The organism is Pseudomonas sp. GM55 (assembly GCF_000282395.1).
In the GTDB taxonomy this organism is placed as follows: Bacteria; Pseudomonadota; Gammaproteobacteria; order Pseudomonadales; family Pseudomonadaceae; genus Aquipseudomonas; species Aquipseudomonas fluorescens_CC.
The window spans coordinates 1-13,881 of sequence record NZ_AKJJ01000037.1 but is presented as its reverse complement, the minus strand read 5'-3'; the positions used below and the strand labels follow the sequence as shown (position 1 = coordinate 13,881).

Annotated in this window: 13 protein-coding genes; 5 read left to right on the top strand and 8 right to left on the bottom strand. The window is 60.9% G+C overall.

Annotation, left to right across the window (positions count from 1 at the left end):
* Window positions 1-4: 4 nt before the first annotated feature.
* The 7 genes from PMI31_RS07960 to bioB form a co-directional block, all read right to left on the bottom strand.
* A complete protein-coding gene (locus PMI31_RS07960; RefSeq protein ID WP_008017373.1) occupies window positions 5-1,810 on the bottom strand; it encodes a phenylacyl-CoA dehydrogenase in 1,806 nt (601 codons plus the stop codon).
* A 278-nt stretch (window positions 1,811-2,088) separates the two neighbouring features.
* Window positions 2,089-2,385, bottom strand: a complete 297-nt coding sequence (locus tag PMI31_RS07955; protein ID WP_008017371.1) for a hypothetical protein — start codon at window positions 2,383-2,385, stop codon at window positions 2,089-2,091.
* Window positions 2,386-2,508: 123 nt separating this feature from the next.
* Complete coding sequence (bioD, locus tag PMI31_RS07950) at window positions 2,509-3,189, bottom strand: dethiobiotin synthase (protein WP_008017370.1); 681 nt, start codon at window positions 3,187-3,189, stop codon at window positions 2,509-2,511.
* On the bottom strand, window positions 3,186-3,998 hold the full coding sequence (gene bioC / locus PMI31_RS07945; protein WP_008017369.1) for a malonyl-ACP O-methyltransferase BioC: 813 nt from the start codon (window positions 3,996-3,998) through the stop codon (window positions 3,186-3,188). Before bioC ends, bioD begins: the two co-directional genes overlap by 4 nt.
* The gene (locus PMI31_RS07940; protein ID WP_008017368.1) at window positions 3,991-4,722 is read right to left on the bottom strand and encodes an alpha/beta fold hydrolase; all 732 of its coding nucleotides are present in this window, start codon (window positions 4,720-4,722) and stop codon (window positions 3,991-3,993) included. Before PMI31_RS07940 ends, bioC begins: the two co-directional genes overlap by 8 nt.
* A complete protein-coding gene (gene bioF / locus PMI31_RS07935; protein ID WP_008017367.1) occupies window positions 4,715-5,893 on the bottom strand; it encodes an 8-amino-7-oxononanoate synthase in 1,179 nt (392 codons plus the stop codon). The genes PMI31_RS07940 and bioF overlap by 8 nt, the downstream gene beginning before the upstream one ends.
* Before the next feature lie 185 nt (window positions 5,894-6,078).
* Window positions 6,079-7,134, bottom strand: a complete 1,056-nt coding sequence (gene bioB / locus PMI31_RS07930; RefSeq protein ID WP_008017366.1) for a biotin synthase BioB — start codon at window positions 7,132-7,134, stop codon at window positions 6,079-6,081.
* A gap of 92 nt (window positions 7,135-7,226) precedes the next feature.
* Between bioB and PMI31_RS07925 the strand changes: the two genes are divergently transcribed.
* The 5 genes from PMI31_RS07925 to rarD all read left to right on the top strand — a co-directional run bounded on the left by PMI31_RS07925 (window position 7,227) and on the right by rarD (window position 13,001).
* Complete coding sequence (locus tag PMI31_RS07925) at window positions 7,227-7,967, top strand: ComF family protein (protein WP_008017364.1); 741 nt, start codon at window positions 7,227-7,229, stop codon at window positions 7,965-7,967.
* A 63-nt stretch (window positions 7,968-8,030) separates the two neighbouring features.
* Window positions 8,031-8,795, top strand: a complete 765-nt coding sequence (locus PMI31_RS07920; RefSeq protein ID WP_008017363.1) for a TOBE domain-containing protein — start codon at window positions 8,031-8,033, stop codon at window positions 8,793-8,795.
* A 66-nt stretch (window positions 8,796-8,861) separates the two neighbouring features.
* The gene (locus PMI31_RS07915; RefSeq protein ID WP_008017362.1) at window positions 8,862-10,763 is read left to right on the top strand and encodes a PhoX family protein; all 1,902 of its coding nucleotides are present in this window, start codon (window positions 8,862-8,864) and stop codon (window positions 10,761-10,763) included.
* A 197-nt stretch (window positions 10,764-10,960) separates the two neighbouring features.
* Window positions 10,961-11,935 (top strand): serine/threonine protein kinase, encoded by a 975-nt coding sequence (locus PMI31_RS07910; protein ID WP_008017361.1) that lies wholly within the window; start codon window positions 10,961-10,963, stop codon window positions 11,933-11,935.
* A gap of 178 nt (window positions 11,936-12,113) precedes the next feature.
* Window positions 12,114-13,001 (top strand): EamA family transporter RarD, encoded by an 888-nt coding sequence (gene rarD, locus PMI31_RS07905; RefSeq protein ID WP_008017360.1) that lies wholly within the window; start codon window positions 12,114-12,116, stop codon window positions 12,999-13,001.
* 215 nt (window positions 13,002-13,216) lie between these two features.
* Here the strand turns inward: rarD and PMI31_RS07900 are convergent, their stop codons facing one another.
* The gene (locus PMI31_RS07900) at window positions 13,217-13,735 is read right to left on the bottom strand and encodes a glycine cleavage system protein R (RefSeq protein ID WP_008017358.1); all 519 of its coding nucleotides are present in this window, start codon (window positions 13,733-13,735) and stop codon (window positions 13,217-13,219) included.
* Between the last annotated feature and the right edge of the window lie 146 nt (window positions 13,736-13,881).

Below are 13,881 nucleotides of genomic sequence, written 5' to 3'. Positions count from 1 at the left end.
AGGCTTAGTAGCCCAGGTCGAAGTTCTCTTCTTTCATGTCCATCAGGTTGTTGGCGCCCGACAGCATGGTTGCAACGTGAGTGCGGGTACGCGGCAGGATACGCTGGAAGTAGAAGCGCGCAGTCTGCAGCTTGGCGGTGTAGAACGCCTCTTCGGTAGTGCCGGCAGCCAGTTTCTCGGCAGCCAGGCGCGCCATGTCAGCCCAGAAGTAGGCCAGGCAGGCGTAACCGGAGTACATCAGGTAGTCCACGGAGGCCGCGCCGACTTCTTCGCGATCTTTCATGGCGGCCATACCGACCTTCATGGTCAGCTCACCCCATTCCTTGTTCAGTGCAGCCAGCGGAGCGACGAACTCTTGAACCGCTTCGTTGCCTTCGTTGGTCTGGCAGAACTTGTGGACGATCTTGGTGAAGCCTTTCAGAGCCTCGCCCTGGGTCATCAGCACTTTACGGCCCAGCAGGTCGAGCGCCTGGATACCGGTGGTGCCTTCGTACAGCATCGAAATGCGGCTGTCGCGAACGTTCTGCTCCATGCCCCACTCGGCGATGAAACCGTGGCCGCCATAAATCTGCACACCGTGGTTGGCCGATTCGAAACCGACTTCGGTCATGAATGCCTTGGCGATTGGCGTCATGAAAGCCAGCAATGCATCGGCTTTCTTCTTCTCTTCTTCGTCCACACCGTACTTGACGATGTCGACTTGTTTGGCGGTGAAGTAAACCATCGCACGGTTGCCTTCGGCGAAGGCCTTCATGGTCAACAGCATGCGGCGTACGTCAGGGTGCACGATGATCGGGTCAGCGGCTTTGTCCGGCGCTTTCGGGCCAGTCAGCGAGCGCATTTGCAAACGGTCGCGAGCGTATTTCAGGCCGCCCTGGAAACCGACTTCGGCGTGGGCCAGACCTTGCAGAGCGGTACCCAGACGTGCGGTGTTCATGAAGGTGAACATGCAGTTCAGGCCTTTGTTCGCCGGGCCGATCAGGTAACCGGTAGCGCCATCGAAGTTCATCACGCAGGTGGCGTTGCCGTGGATGCCCATCTTGTGTTCCAGGGAACCGCAAGACACGGCGTTACGTGTGCCAACCGAGCCATCGGCGTTCGGCAGGAACTTCGGCACGATGAACAGGGAGATGCCTTTGGTGCCAGCCGGTGCATCCGGCAGGCGGGCCAGTACGATGTGGACGATGTTGTCGGCCATGTCGTGTTCACCGGCCGAGATGAAGATCTTGGTGCCGGAAACCTTGTAGGAACCGTCGGCCTGAGGCTCGGCCTTGGTGCGCAGCATGCCCAGGTCGGTGCCGCAGTGCGGCTCGGTCAGGCACATGGTGCCGGTCCACTCGCCGGAAACCAGCTTGGTCAGGTAAGCCTCTTGCTGCTCAGGAGTGCCGTGCTCGGAGATGGTGTTCATCGCACCGTGCGACAGGCCTGGGTACATGCCCCACGACCAGTTGGACTCGCCGACCATTTCACTGATGGCCAGCCCTAAGGATTCCGGCAGGCCTTGGCCGCCGTGCTCTACGTCGTGGGCCAGGCTTGGCCAGCCGCCTTCGACGAACTGCTTGTAGGCTTCCTTGAAGCCAGTCGGGGTCTTAACGCCGGACTCGCTCCAGGTGCAGCCTTCGAGGTCGCCCACGCGGTTCAGCGGAGCCAGTACCTGCTCACAAAACTTGGCGCCCTCTTCGAGAATGGCGTCAACCATGTCCGGAGTTGCGTCCGCACAAGCCGGCAGGCTCTGATAGTGCGCTTCGTAGCCGAGCAGTTCGTCACGTACGAAGCGAATATCACGCAAGGGGGCCTTGTAGTCAGGCATAGCGATAAACCTCTGCTGATGTAACCGGGAATGAACGACCGCATTGATTTGCTGTGGCGGTCAAACAGTTGTTTGAAACATACGTTTACGCCGAAATCTTGTCAAGCGTCGATCTTTTGCCGTTCGTCATCGCCGGTTTGGACACACAGGCACACGGCAACGCCGCCGCGTGCTCGAAGCAGCTCGCCCCACAGGAAAGATTAGTTGAGCAAGAAAGACTTACGCAGAAAAACGCCGCGAACAGGCGCGGCGCTGGGAGGTGCGGATTCTGTAAAAAATCAAGCGAAGGTATCGATCAAGGTTCCAAGCACTTCATCGGCCGCCTTGGCGACTTTCACGCCCAATTCCACCTGAAATTTGCCCTGGGACATTTCGACCACGTTGCTGGCCAAGTCCGATTGCTGACTACGATCGACTGAACGCAAGCGATCAACCTGCGCCTCGGAGGACTGGCTGGTGACTGAGCGTTCAATGGTGGTGTTGGCGATCTGCCCGGCGGCTTGATCGACACGGTTCTGCCCTGTCTGAATAGTGCTCAGACCGGCATAAAAAGCGCTGCTTCCCGAGATTTCCATGGGAGAACCCGTCCTTGCAAAGGATCAACAGCGGACATTGAAGCAGAGTGGTCGGCAAAACGCCCGACAAAAACACTAATGGCACAGTGCCTTGTCATAGGCAAAGCCCGCATTGCAAAAACATCAGTCCAACAGGTCCAGTTGCAAGTGCTCGGCCACCGCTTCGGCCGTGACGGCCTTGAGTTTGGGCACACGCCCCAGGCACGGCGCTGGCAGGCGCTCGGCGAGGGTGGCAAGGTTTTCTTCAAGTCGCGAGGTCTTCGGGTCGATGATGTTGGCCACCCACCCGGCCAATTGCAGACCGTCCCGGGCAATCGCTTCGGCCGTCAGCAATGCATGGCTGATACATCCCAAGCGAACGCCGACCACCAGAATCACTGGCAGATCCAGCGCCATCGCCAAGTCCGACAGATTGTCCTGATCGGCCAGCGGCACGCGCCAGCCTCCAGCGCCTTCGATCAAAGTGAAATCGGCCTGCATGGCCAGAATCTGTCGCATCGGCGCCAGCAACGACTGCACCGTCAGCGCTACGCCCGCCTCTCGCGCCGCCAGGTGCGGGGCAATGGCCGGTTCGAAGGCCACCGGATTGACCTGTGCATAGGTCAGCGGCAGCGAACACTCCGCCAGCAAGGCCAACGCATCGGCATTGCGCAAGCCTTTGGGTGTCACATCGCAACCGGAAGCGACCGGCTTGCCCGCCGCCGTGCTCAAGCCTGCCGAACGCGCCGCATGCAGCAACCCCGCAGCGACCGTGGTTTTACCGACATCCGTATCCGTGCCGGTGATGAAATAGGCTGCGCTCATAAGGGTTTCTCCAAAACGGCGTACACCACTTGATAAGTCGCCGGCAGGCCCTGGGCCTGACGAAACTGCTCGTAAGCCTCAATCAGACCCAAAATCCGCGCCCGACCGGTCAAGCCACCCGGCCGGCCGGGATTGAGGTTATGCGCGCCCAGCGCCTTGAGTTCATGGGTCAGGCTGCGCACATCCGGGTAATGCAGCACGTGCGCAAGGTTTTGCAGACTGACCATCCTCAAGCCGCTGACCGCACACAACTGCTGATAAACACCAAACTCCCGGAAACGGTTGACGTGCACCATGCCATCGACCTGCCGCCAGCTGTCACGCAATTCAAACAACGTCCCTGCACACAGACTAGCAAACGCGAAAATGCCACCCGGTTTCAGCACTCGATGGGCTTCACTCAGTACCGATTCGAAGTCCGCGCACCACTGCACCGCGAGGCTGGAAAAAATCAGGTCGCAGGTCGAATCCTGCATTGGCAGACGCTCGGCATCGCCGGCGATGAAATGCGTCGCGCCGCCCAGTGGCCGGGCGTGATTGAGCATGCCTTCGGCGATGTCCAGCGCCACTCCGTGACCGGCGGGGAATCGCTCACCCAGCGCACGGCTGAAGTGTCCCGTGCCGCAGCCAAGGTCGAGCCAACGCGCTGGCACCCAGTCGCCCGGCAAGCGGCTCAACAATTGGCTGCCGACATCACGCTGCAACTCGGCCACGCTATCGTAGCTCGCCGCCGCACGAGAAAAAGAAGCCGCTACCTGGCGCTTGTCGGGCAAACCGCCAGGCGCCTTGGGAAGAGATAAATCAGTCATCACCGGACTCATGCAAAAAGGCATTGATTGCCCCCGCCACACCGTGAGGGTCTTCCAGAAGAAATGCGTGGCTGGCCTGTTCAATCAGACCGATTTCAATGTCAGGCAACAATGCCAGAAGTTCGCCGGCAGCTTCGGCCGGAACCAGGCCGTCATGGCCGGCAAACAGATGCAACTGTGGCCCCTGAAAACCCAGCAAGGCCTCGCGCGTGCTCAACCCGCCCAACAGCTCCAGGCCACTGAGCAGCACTGAGTCCGAAGTTTTAGGGGCACCTGCCAACAAGAGCCGCGCCAGGGACCGTGGGTCGGCAGAGCCTTGTGAGCAAAGCAGGCTGAAGCGTTTCAAGGTCGCGCCTGAATCAAGACGGCAGCCGTTGAGGAAGGCATTGAACGTTTCTTCGTGCATGGCATTGGTCCAACCTGCCCATGCCACGAAACTGGGATTGCTTGCCAGCGTCAGCAACCCGCAGCAACGATCCCCGCGCCGAGCCGCCAACTCAGACGCGAGCATGCCACCCAATGACCAACCGCCAAGCCAGGCGTCTTGCGGCAATGTCGAATCAAGCTCATCGAGCCACTCTTGAAGATCGCTCGACTCCAGCTCCGGCAACGGCTCGATTTCGACATGCAGGTGCTCATCCAGGCCGCGCAAGGCCGCCGCCAAAGGCTCCAGCGGTGAAACGCCAAGGCCCCAGCCGGGCAGCAGAATCAGACGATCACGCATGGCTTGGCTCCGGCTTCAGTTGCTGAAAACAATCGGCCAATCCATTTAACAATAGCTGTACCTGGGCCTCACTGTGGGCAGCCGTCAGCGTGACCCGCAGTCGGGCGCTGCCGGCGGGTACGGTCGGCGGGCGAATCGCGGTCACCATCAACCCGCGCTCGCGCAGCATTTGCGACAGGCGCACCGCGCGTCCCGCGTCACCGATCATGATCGGCTGGATCGGCGTGAAGCTGTCCATGAGTTCCAGGCCAATCTGTTCGGCACCGGCGCGGAACTGGCGGATCAGCGTCTGCAAATGCTCGCGACGCCAGTGTTCGCTGCGCAGCAGTTCCAGGCTTTTCAACGTGGCGCAGGCCAGCGCAGGTGGCTGGCTGGTGGTGTAGATGTAGGGACGGGCGAACTGGATAAGACTCTCGATCAGTTCTTCACTGCCAGCCACAAAGGCACCCGCCGTACCGAACGCTTTGCCGAGGGTACCGACCAGCACCGGAACGTCATCCTGGCTCAAACCGAAATGTTCGACGATACCGCCACCGTTGGCACCCAGCGGTCCAAAACCATGGGCATCGTCGACCATCAACCAGGCGCCTTTGGCCTTGGCCTCTCGGGCCAGCGCTGGCAAGTCGGCGATATCACCGTCCATGCTGAACACGCCGTCGGTGACCACCAGGGTATTGCCGGTGGCTTTTTCCAGGCGTTTGGCCAGGCTCACCGAGTCGTTGTGCAGATAACGATTGAATCGCGCGCCGGACAATAGCCCGGCATCGAGCAGCGATGCATGATTGAGCCGGTCTTCGAGCACCGTATCACCCTGCCCCACCAGCGCCGTGACCGCGCCGAGGTTGGCCATGTAGCCGGTGGTGAACAGCAACGCGCGCGGGCGACCGGTCAGGTCGGCCAGCGCTTCTTCCAAGGCATGATGTGGGGCGCTATGGCCGATGACCAAATGTGACGCCCCTCCGCCCACCCCCCACTTCGAAGCGCCTGCGCGCCAGGCTTCGATCACTTGCGGATGATTGGCCAGGCCCAGGTAGTCGTTGTTGCAGAACGCCAGCAACGGCTGACCATCGACCACCACTTGCGGTCCCTGCGGGCTTTCGAGCAGCGGGCGCTGGCGGTAGAGATTTTCGGCACGACGGGCAGCAAGGCGTGCGGCGAGATCGAAAGACATGCAGGCCTCGGGTCAGATCATAAAAAACGAAGTAAACACGATCCCTGTGGGAGCGGGCTTGCCCGCGATAGCAGTCGGTCAGTCAACATCTGTGTTGAATGTGAGGACGTCATCGTCGGATCGCCGCCCGGAGCAAGCCCGCTCCCACAGGGATTTGCGTTGCATCAAAAAAGTCGATGCAGACTTCAAACAGCCGCGTTATAGAACTGCGCGCTGCTCTTCTGCTCCACCAGCGCCTGCTCGATAGCCGCCTGATGCACTTCATCGGCGTGCTCTTCGCGGGCTTCCGGCAGGATGCCCAGACGCGAGAACAGTTGCATGTCCTTGTCGGCCTGCGGATTGGCGGTGGTCAGCAGTTTTTCACCGTAGAAAATCGAGTTGGCACCGGCAAAGAACGCCAGGGCCTGCATCTGTTCGTTCATGGCTTCGCGGCCGGCGGACAGGCGCACGTGGGATTTTGGCATCAGGATCCGGGCAACCGCGAGCATGCGGATGAAGTCGAACGGGTCGACGTCGTCGGCATTTTCCAGCGGCGTACCGGCAACCTTCACCAGCATGTTGATCGGCACCGACTCCGGGTGCTCCGGCAGGTTGGCCAGCTGGATCAATAGGTTGGCGCGGTCGTCCAGCGACTCACCCATGCCCAGAATGCCGCCGGAGCAGATCTTCATCCCCGAGTCACGCACATACGCCAGGGTTTGCAGGCGCTCGCTGTAGGTGCGGGTGGTGATGATGCTGCCGTAGAACTCCGGCGAGGTATCGAGGTTGTGGTTGTAGTAATCCAGGCCGGCCTTGGCCAGCGCTTCGGTCTGCTCCTGATCCAGGCGACCGAGGGTCATGCAGGTTTCCAGGCCCAGGGCTTTCACGCCTTCGACCATCTTCAGCACATAAGGCATGTCCTTGGCCGACGGGTGCTTCCATGCCGCGCCCATGCAGAAACGGGTCGAACCGATGGCCTTGGCGCGAGCGGCCTCTTCGAGGACCTTCTGCACTTCCATCAGTTTTTCTTTTTCCAGGCCGGTGTTGTAGTGACCGGACTGCGGACAATATTTGCAATCTTCCGGGCAGGCGCCGGTCTTGATCGACAACAGGGTCGACACCTGGACGCGGTTGGCGTCGAAATGCGCGCGGTGCACGGTCTGCGCCTGGAACAACAGGTCGTTGAATGGCTGAACGAAGAGTGCTTTGACTTCGGCCAAAGACCAGTCATGACGCAGGGTTGCAGTGGTGCTGGCGCTCATGGGCGATTCCTTGATTTATGCTTGGCTGGCGACCGGGGGAATGGAATACCCACAGGCGCGACACGGATGTTCGGCATATTTAAGGAAGAGCGATGCGCTGTCAACCACGATACAAAGGACCGGTTTACATCTGGTTAAAAAACAAACAACACTGTTTGCTCTGCGATGAAATCGCCGACGGCACCCTCCCTGTCTGCATGGCCTGTGAAACCGAGCTGCCCTGGCTCGGCGATCACTGCCAGACCTGCGCCCTGCCGCTCCCGGCTGCGGGCCTGACCTGTGGCCATTGCTTGAAGCAGCCGCCGGCCTTCGAACAAGTGATTGCGCCCTGGACCTACAGCTTTCCGGTAGACAGCCTGATCACCCGCTTCAAACACAACGCCAAGTGGCCGTTTGGTCGCCTGCTCGCCGAACTTCTCGTTCAATGCCTGCAACATCGTTTCGAAGATGATCTGCAGCGGCCCCATGCGCTGATCCCGGTGCCACTCGCCAGCCGACGCCTGCGTCAGCGCGGGTTCAATCAGGCGGCGATGTTGGCCCAGTGGTTGAGTGCCAGTCTTGATATCCCTTGCGACGAACGGTTGCTGCTACGAACCCAGGACACCGACGCGCAACAAGCCTTGAAGGCCGAAGCCCGCCGAAAGAACCTGCGCAACGCTTTCGCCCTGGCACCCGGCGCCGTCGTCAAAGGCCAGCACCTGGCCCTGATCGACGACGTACTGACCACCGGTGCCACGGCCCAGGCCCTGGCTCGCCTGCTGATGGACGCCGGTGCGGAGAGGGTCGATGTCTATTGCCTGGCCCGCACGCCCAAACCCGGCGAGACACCCTGACTTGACTCGCGCAGCCCAAGCGGCCAACGTCCTCATCATCGTCACCACCCAAAGCGATTCGCCATGTCTTTGCCCACCTTGTTGTCCCAGCACATTGTCCGCCGTCCGCAGCGCATCGCCCTGCTGCAGCACATCGCCGAACAAGGCTCGATCACCCGTGCGGCCAAAAGCGCGGGCCTGAGCTACAAGGCCGCCTGGGATGCGATCGATGAGCTGAACAACCTGGCGCAGAAGCCGCTGGTGGAGCGGATTGTCGGAGGCAAGGGCGGCGGCGGTGCCCGCCTGTCCAACGAAGGCGAGCGAGTGCTGCGGCTGTACCAGAAGCTGCAAGCCTTGCAGGCTCAAGTGCTGGAAGCCGCCGAAGACGCGAGCGACCTCGACCTGCTCGGGCGATTAATGCTGCGCACCAGCGCGCGTAATCAGTTGCACGGCAAGGTGGTGGCGATCGAACCTCAGGGACGCAACGACCTGATTCGCCTCGAAGTCGCCGAAGGCGTGATCGTCGACGCGCAAATCACCCACGACAGTACCGAGCGTCTGGAACTGCAAATCGGCACTGAAGTCGTGGCGTTGATCAAGGCCGGCTGGCTCGATGTACTAGAAATCGATTCCGCTGAAACCCTTGGAAACAATTGCCTGAAAGGCACCATCGAGAAGATTCTCGAGGCCGACGATGGCCCCAGCGAAGTACGCATTACCCTGCCCAACGGCCTGACATTGTGCGCCCTGGACGAACCGAGTCATTTGCAGGCATTGGGGCTGACGTGCGGCAAGCCGGTGCGCGTGGAGTTTTCGCCGTCCAGGGTGCTGCTGGGCACACCGCTTTAAACAGAACTGCAACAAAAGGTTCATTACTCATCATTAAGGTGTCTGCAAAACCGCAGGGAGCCTGAAATGAGCCTATTAGAAGAAAACCAGTCCACCGACCTCGAAACCATGGTCGGCCTCAGTCGTCGCGGCTTCATCAGCGCAGGTGCCCTGTGCGGCGCCGCGATGTTCCTCGGCGGCAACCTGCTGAGCCGCAGTGTGATGGCTGCCAGCGTCAGCGCCGGTAATAGCCAGTTGCTGGGCTTCGACAGCATTCCCGCCGCCACCAGCGACGCAATCACCCTGCCACCGGGCTACAAGTCCTCGGTGCTGATCAGCTGGGGCCAGCCTCTGCACAAGGATGGCCCGGCGTTCGACCCGAGCGGCAACGGCAGCGCCGAACATCAGGAAGCCCAGTTCGGCGACAACAACGACGGCATGAGCCTGTTCGAATTCCCGGGCGAAAAAGACCGGGCGCTGATGGCGATCAACAACGAATACACCAACTACCGCTACCTCTACGCCCACGGCGGCATGCCGCAATCGGCGGAAGAAGTGCGCAAGGCGCTGGCCTGTGAAGGTGTGTCGGTGATTGAAGTGCAGCGCAAGAACGGCCAATGGCAATTCGTCCAGGGCTCGCGCTACAACCGCCGCATTCACGGCAACGCCCCGATCAGCATGAGCGGCCCGGCCGCCGGCCATGCCCTGTTGAAAACCAGTGCCGATCCCCACGGCAAGAACGTGCTCGGCACCTTCCAGAATTGCGCCAATGGCAAGACGCCGTGGGGCACCTATCTGACCTGTGAAGAGAACTTCACCGACTGTTTCGGCAGCAGCAACACCGAGCAGAAATTCGACCCGGCGCAAAAACGCTACGGCGCGGTGGCGACCAGCAAAGAGATTAATTGGCACCAGCACGACGAGCGCTTCGACCTGGCCAAGAACCCCAACGAACTCAACCGTCACGGCTGGGTGGTGGAGATCGATCCGTTCGATCCAAAGTCGACGCCCGTCAAGCGCACGGCCCTGGGCCGCTTCAAACACGAAAACGCCGCCCTCGCCGAAACCGGCGACGGTCATGCTGTTGTGTACATGGGCGACGATGAGCGTGGTGAGTTCATCTACAAATTCGTCAGCCGCGACAAAATCGACCACAAGAACCCCAAGGCCAACCGCGACATTCTCGATCACGGCACCCTGTACGTGGCGCGTTTCGATGCGGGGGACGGCAACGCCGATCACCCGAAAGGCCAAGGTGAATGGATCGAACTGACCCACGGCAAAAACGGTATCGACGCCAGCAGCGGTTTTGCCGATCAGGCCGAAGTGTTGATCCACGCCCGTCTCGCCGCCAGCGTGGTGAAAGCCACGCGCATGGACCGCCCGGAATGGATCGTGGTCAGCCCCAAGGATGGCCAGGTTTATTGCACGCTGACCAACAACGCCAAGCGTGGCGAAGACGGGCAACCGGTGGGCGGGCCAAACCCGCGCGAGAAGAACGTCTACGGCCAGATCCTCCGCTGGCGCACCGAGCGCGACGATCACGCCTCGCACACCTTTGCCTGGGACCTGTTTGTGGTGGCCGGCAACCCGGGCGCGCATACCGGTACACCAAAGGCCGGCTCGTCGAACATCACGCCGCAGAACATGTTTAACAGCCCGGACGGCCTGGGCTTCGACAAGGCCGGACGCTTGTGGATCCTGACTGACGGTGATGTGAGCAACGCCGGTGACTTTGCCGGAATGGGCAATAACCAGATGCTCTGTGCTGATCCGGCGACCGGCGAGATTCGCCGTTTCATGGTCGGACCGGTGGGCTGCGAGGTGACCGGGATCAGCTTCTCGCCGGACCAGAAAACCCTGTTCGTCGGGATCCAGCACCCGGGCGAAAATGGCGGCTCGACCTTCCCCGAGCATCTGCCCAACGGCAAGCCGCGCTCATCGGTGATGGCGATTACCCGGGAAGACGGCGGGATCGTCGGCGCCTGATAAATTGCCATCGCGAGCAAGCTCGCTCCCACAGGATCGTGCGCAAGGTTCAAGTCTGCGCAAATACTGTGGGAGCGGGCTTGCCCGCGATGGCGTCAGCCCGAACACCACACATCTCAAGCCCACCCCCTAAAGCCGCGCCGTCTGCGCTACCATGCCTGGCCGGACGCAGCAGCCTGCTGCGCGCAGGAGTCAGCATGGCCCACCCGTTTGAAACCCTTACGCCAGACCTCGTGCTCGATGCCGTCGAAAGCATCGGCTTTCTCAGCGACGCACGTATCCTGGCGCTCAACAGCTACGAGAACCGCGTCTATCAGGTCGGTATCGAAGACGCCGAGCCACTGATCGCCAAGTTCTACCGGCCGCAACGCTGGAGCAACGAAGCGATTCTGGAAGAGCACCAGTTCACCGCCGAACTCGCCGACTGCGAGGTGCCGGTCGTGGCGCCGTTGATCCACAACGGTGAAACCCTGCACGAACACAACGGATTCCGTTTCACCCTGTTCCCCCGCCGTGGCGGTCGTGCGCCGGAGCCGGGCAACCTCGATCAGCTGTATCGCCTTGGCCAGTTGCTCGGCCGCCTGCATGCGGTCGGCTCGACCAGGCCATTCGAGCACCGTGAAGCGCTGGCGGTGAAAAATTTCGGCCATGACTCACTCAATACCTTGCTCGAGGGCAACTTCATCCCCCGCAGCCTGCTGCCGGCCTACGAGTCGGTGGCCCGCGATCTGCTCAAACGTGTGGAAGATGCCTACAGCAACACGCCGCACCAGAACATCCGCATGCACGGTGACTGCCACCCCGGCAACATGATGTGCCGCGACGAGATGTTCCATATCGTCGACCTCGACGACTGCCGCATGGGTCCGGCGGTGCAGGACATCTGGATGATGCTCGCTGGCGATCGCCAGGATTGCCTGAGCCAGTTGTCGGAACTGATGGATGGCTACAACGAATTCCACGACTTCGACCCGCGTGAACTGGCCTTGATCGAACCCTTGCGCGCCTTGCGCCTGATGCATTACAGCGCCTGGCTCGCCCGTCGCTGGGACGATCCTGCATTTCCCCGCAGTTTTCCGTGGTTCGGCACCGAGCGTTATTGGGGTGATCAGGTGCTGGCCTTGCGCGAACAACTGGCGGCGCTCAATGAAGAGCCATTGAAGCTCTTCTGATCCCCCACGTACCTGTAGGAGCTGGCTTGCCAGCGAAGAACGATGACGCAGTGCGGCAGACAGACCGCGTCATCGTTCTTCGCCAGCGAGCCGGCGCCTACAGAAAAGCGGATCAGCACATTGAGACAAATCTCCTTACAATCCCCCTCTTTGTTAGCTGCCTAAGCAAGGATTCTGCATGCAAGCTGCCAACCCGCGTCGCGGGTACATTCTAGGCCTGAGTGCCTATATCATCTGGGGGCTTTTTCCCCTCTATTTCAAAGCCATCGCCAGCGTGCCCGCCGTGGAAATCATCATCCACAGGGTGCTGTGGTCGGCGCTGTTCGGCGCCTTGTTGCTGCTGGTCTGGAAGCATCCCGGCTGGTGGCGCGAGCTGCGGGAAAACCCACGACGGCTGGCGATCCTGGCCCTGAGCGGTGCGCTGATCGCGGCCAACTGGCTGACCTACGTCTGGTCGGTGAACAACGGTCGCATGCTGGAGGCCAGTCTCGGCTACTACATCAACCCATTGGTGAACGTGTTGCTGGGCATGCTGATCCTCGGCGAACGGCTGCGGCGCATGCAATGGATTGCCGTCGGTCTGGCGGCTGTAGGGGTGGCGCAACAGGTCTGGCAAGTCGGCAGCCTGCCATGGGTGTCGTTGGTGCTGGCCCTGACCTTCGGCTTCTATGGCCTGATTCGCAAGCAGGCACCGGTCAAGGCACTGCCGGGGCTCGTGGTGGAAACCTGGATGCTGGTGCCGATTGCCCTTGGCTGGTTGCTGCTCAACCCGACCGCCAGCAGCGCCCAGGCCGAATTCTGGACCACGTCCGAAGCCTGGTGGCTGGTCGCGGCCGGGCCTGTAACCCTGGTGCCGCTGGTGTGCTTCAACGCCGCCGCACGGCATTTGCCTTACACGACGCTGGGGTTTCTCCAGTACCTGGCGCCGACATTGGTGCTGCTGCAAGCGGTGCTGCTGTTTGGCGAGCACCTGTCGTCCAGCACCCTGGTAGCGTTCATGTTTATCTGGGCCGGTCTGGCGGTTTATAGCGTCGATGCGTGGATAAGTTTGCGCCGCCGCAGCTGATCAAAAAACACACAAACCTCTACAGGCCACGTCTCCCGTGGCCTGCATCATTCCTTCCCAAGGTTATCCACAGCGTGATCCCCGTCGATTGTGCGCAAGTGGCTGAAACTGCTGGTTTTTTGATCAAGTCCTGAAGAACCCCGGTCGGCGTGGCCTGGCGGGGTGTCTCTACAGGTTATCCACAGGCCGGTGCACGTTTAACTTGGATAACCTGATCAGGGATCACTGCGCAGCACCAACTCGACCATCAGATCGTCGGCCAGGGTTTCCAGGCGCGATTGCAGCACGTCCAGCGACAACGTCAGCGGGACGGCAAGAATCGCTTCGGCATGGAACAACGGCTCGCTGCTCATCGGTGCCGGGCGCACTTCGGTGACCAGCCGTTCCAGACTCACCCCCTGCTCGCTCAACAAGCGTGTGATGTCACGCACGATCCCCGGACGATCATTACCCACCAGTTCCATGGCGATCGGCTTCCAGGTGCAGGATTGTTCGATGCTGCTTTCGGCGACCAACACGCGAATGCCCTGGGCGGACAAGCCCTGCAGGGCATCGACCAATTCGTCGTAGGCCTCGGCCGGCACACCCACCCGCAGAATGCCGGCGAATTGTCCCGCCATGCGCGACATGCGGCTTTCCAGCCAGTTGCCGCCGTGCTCGGCAATGCATTGGGCAATGCGCTCGACTTGCCCGGGCTTGTCCGGAGCGAAAACTGTGAGTACGAGGTGGTCCATGGCGCAGCCCTCTGGTCATGTTTTTTGTTATGGAAAAACAAGTATAGGCAAGGGTTGTCTCTGCGCTGAATCGGCTGACGCCATCGCTGGCAAGCCAGCTCCTACAAAAATTGCAAATACCCCCGTAGGAGCCGGCTTGCCGGCGA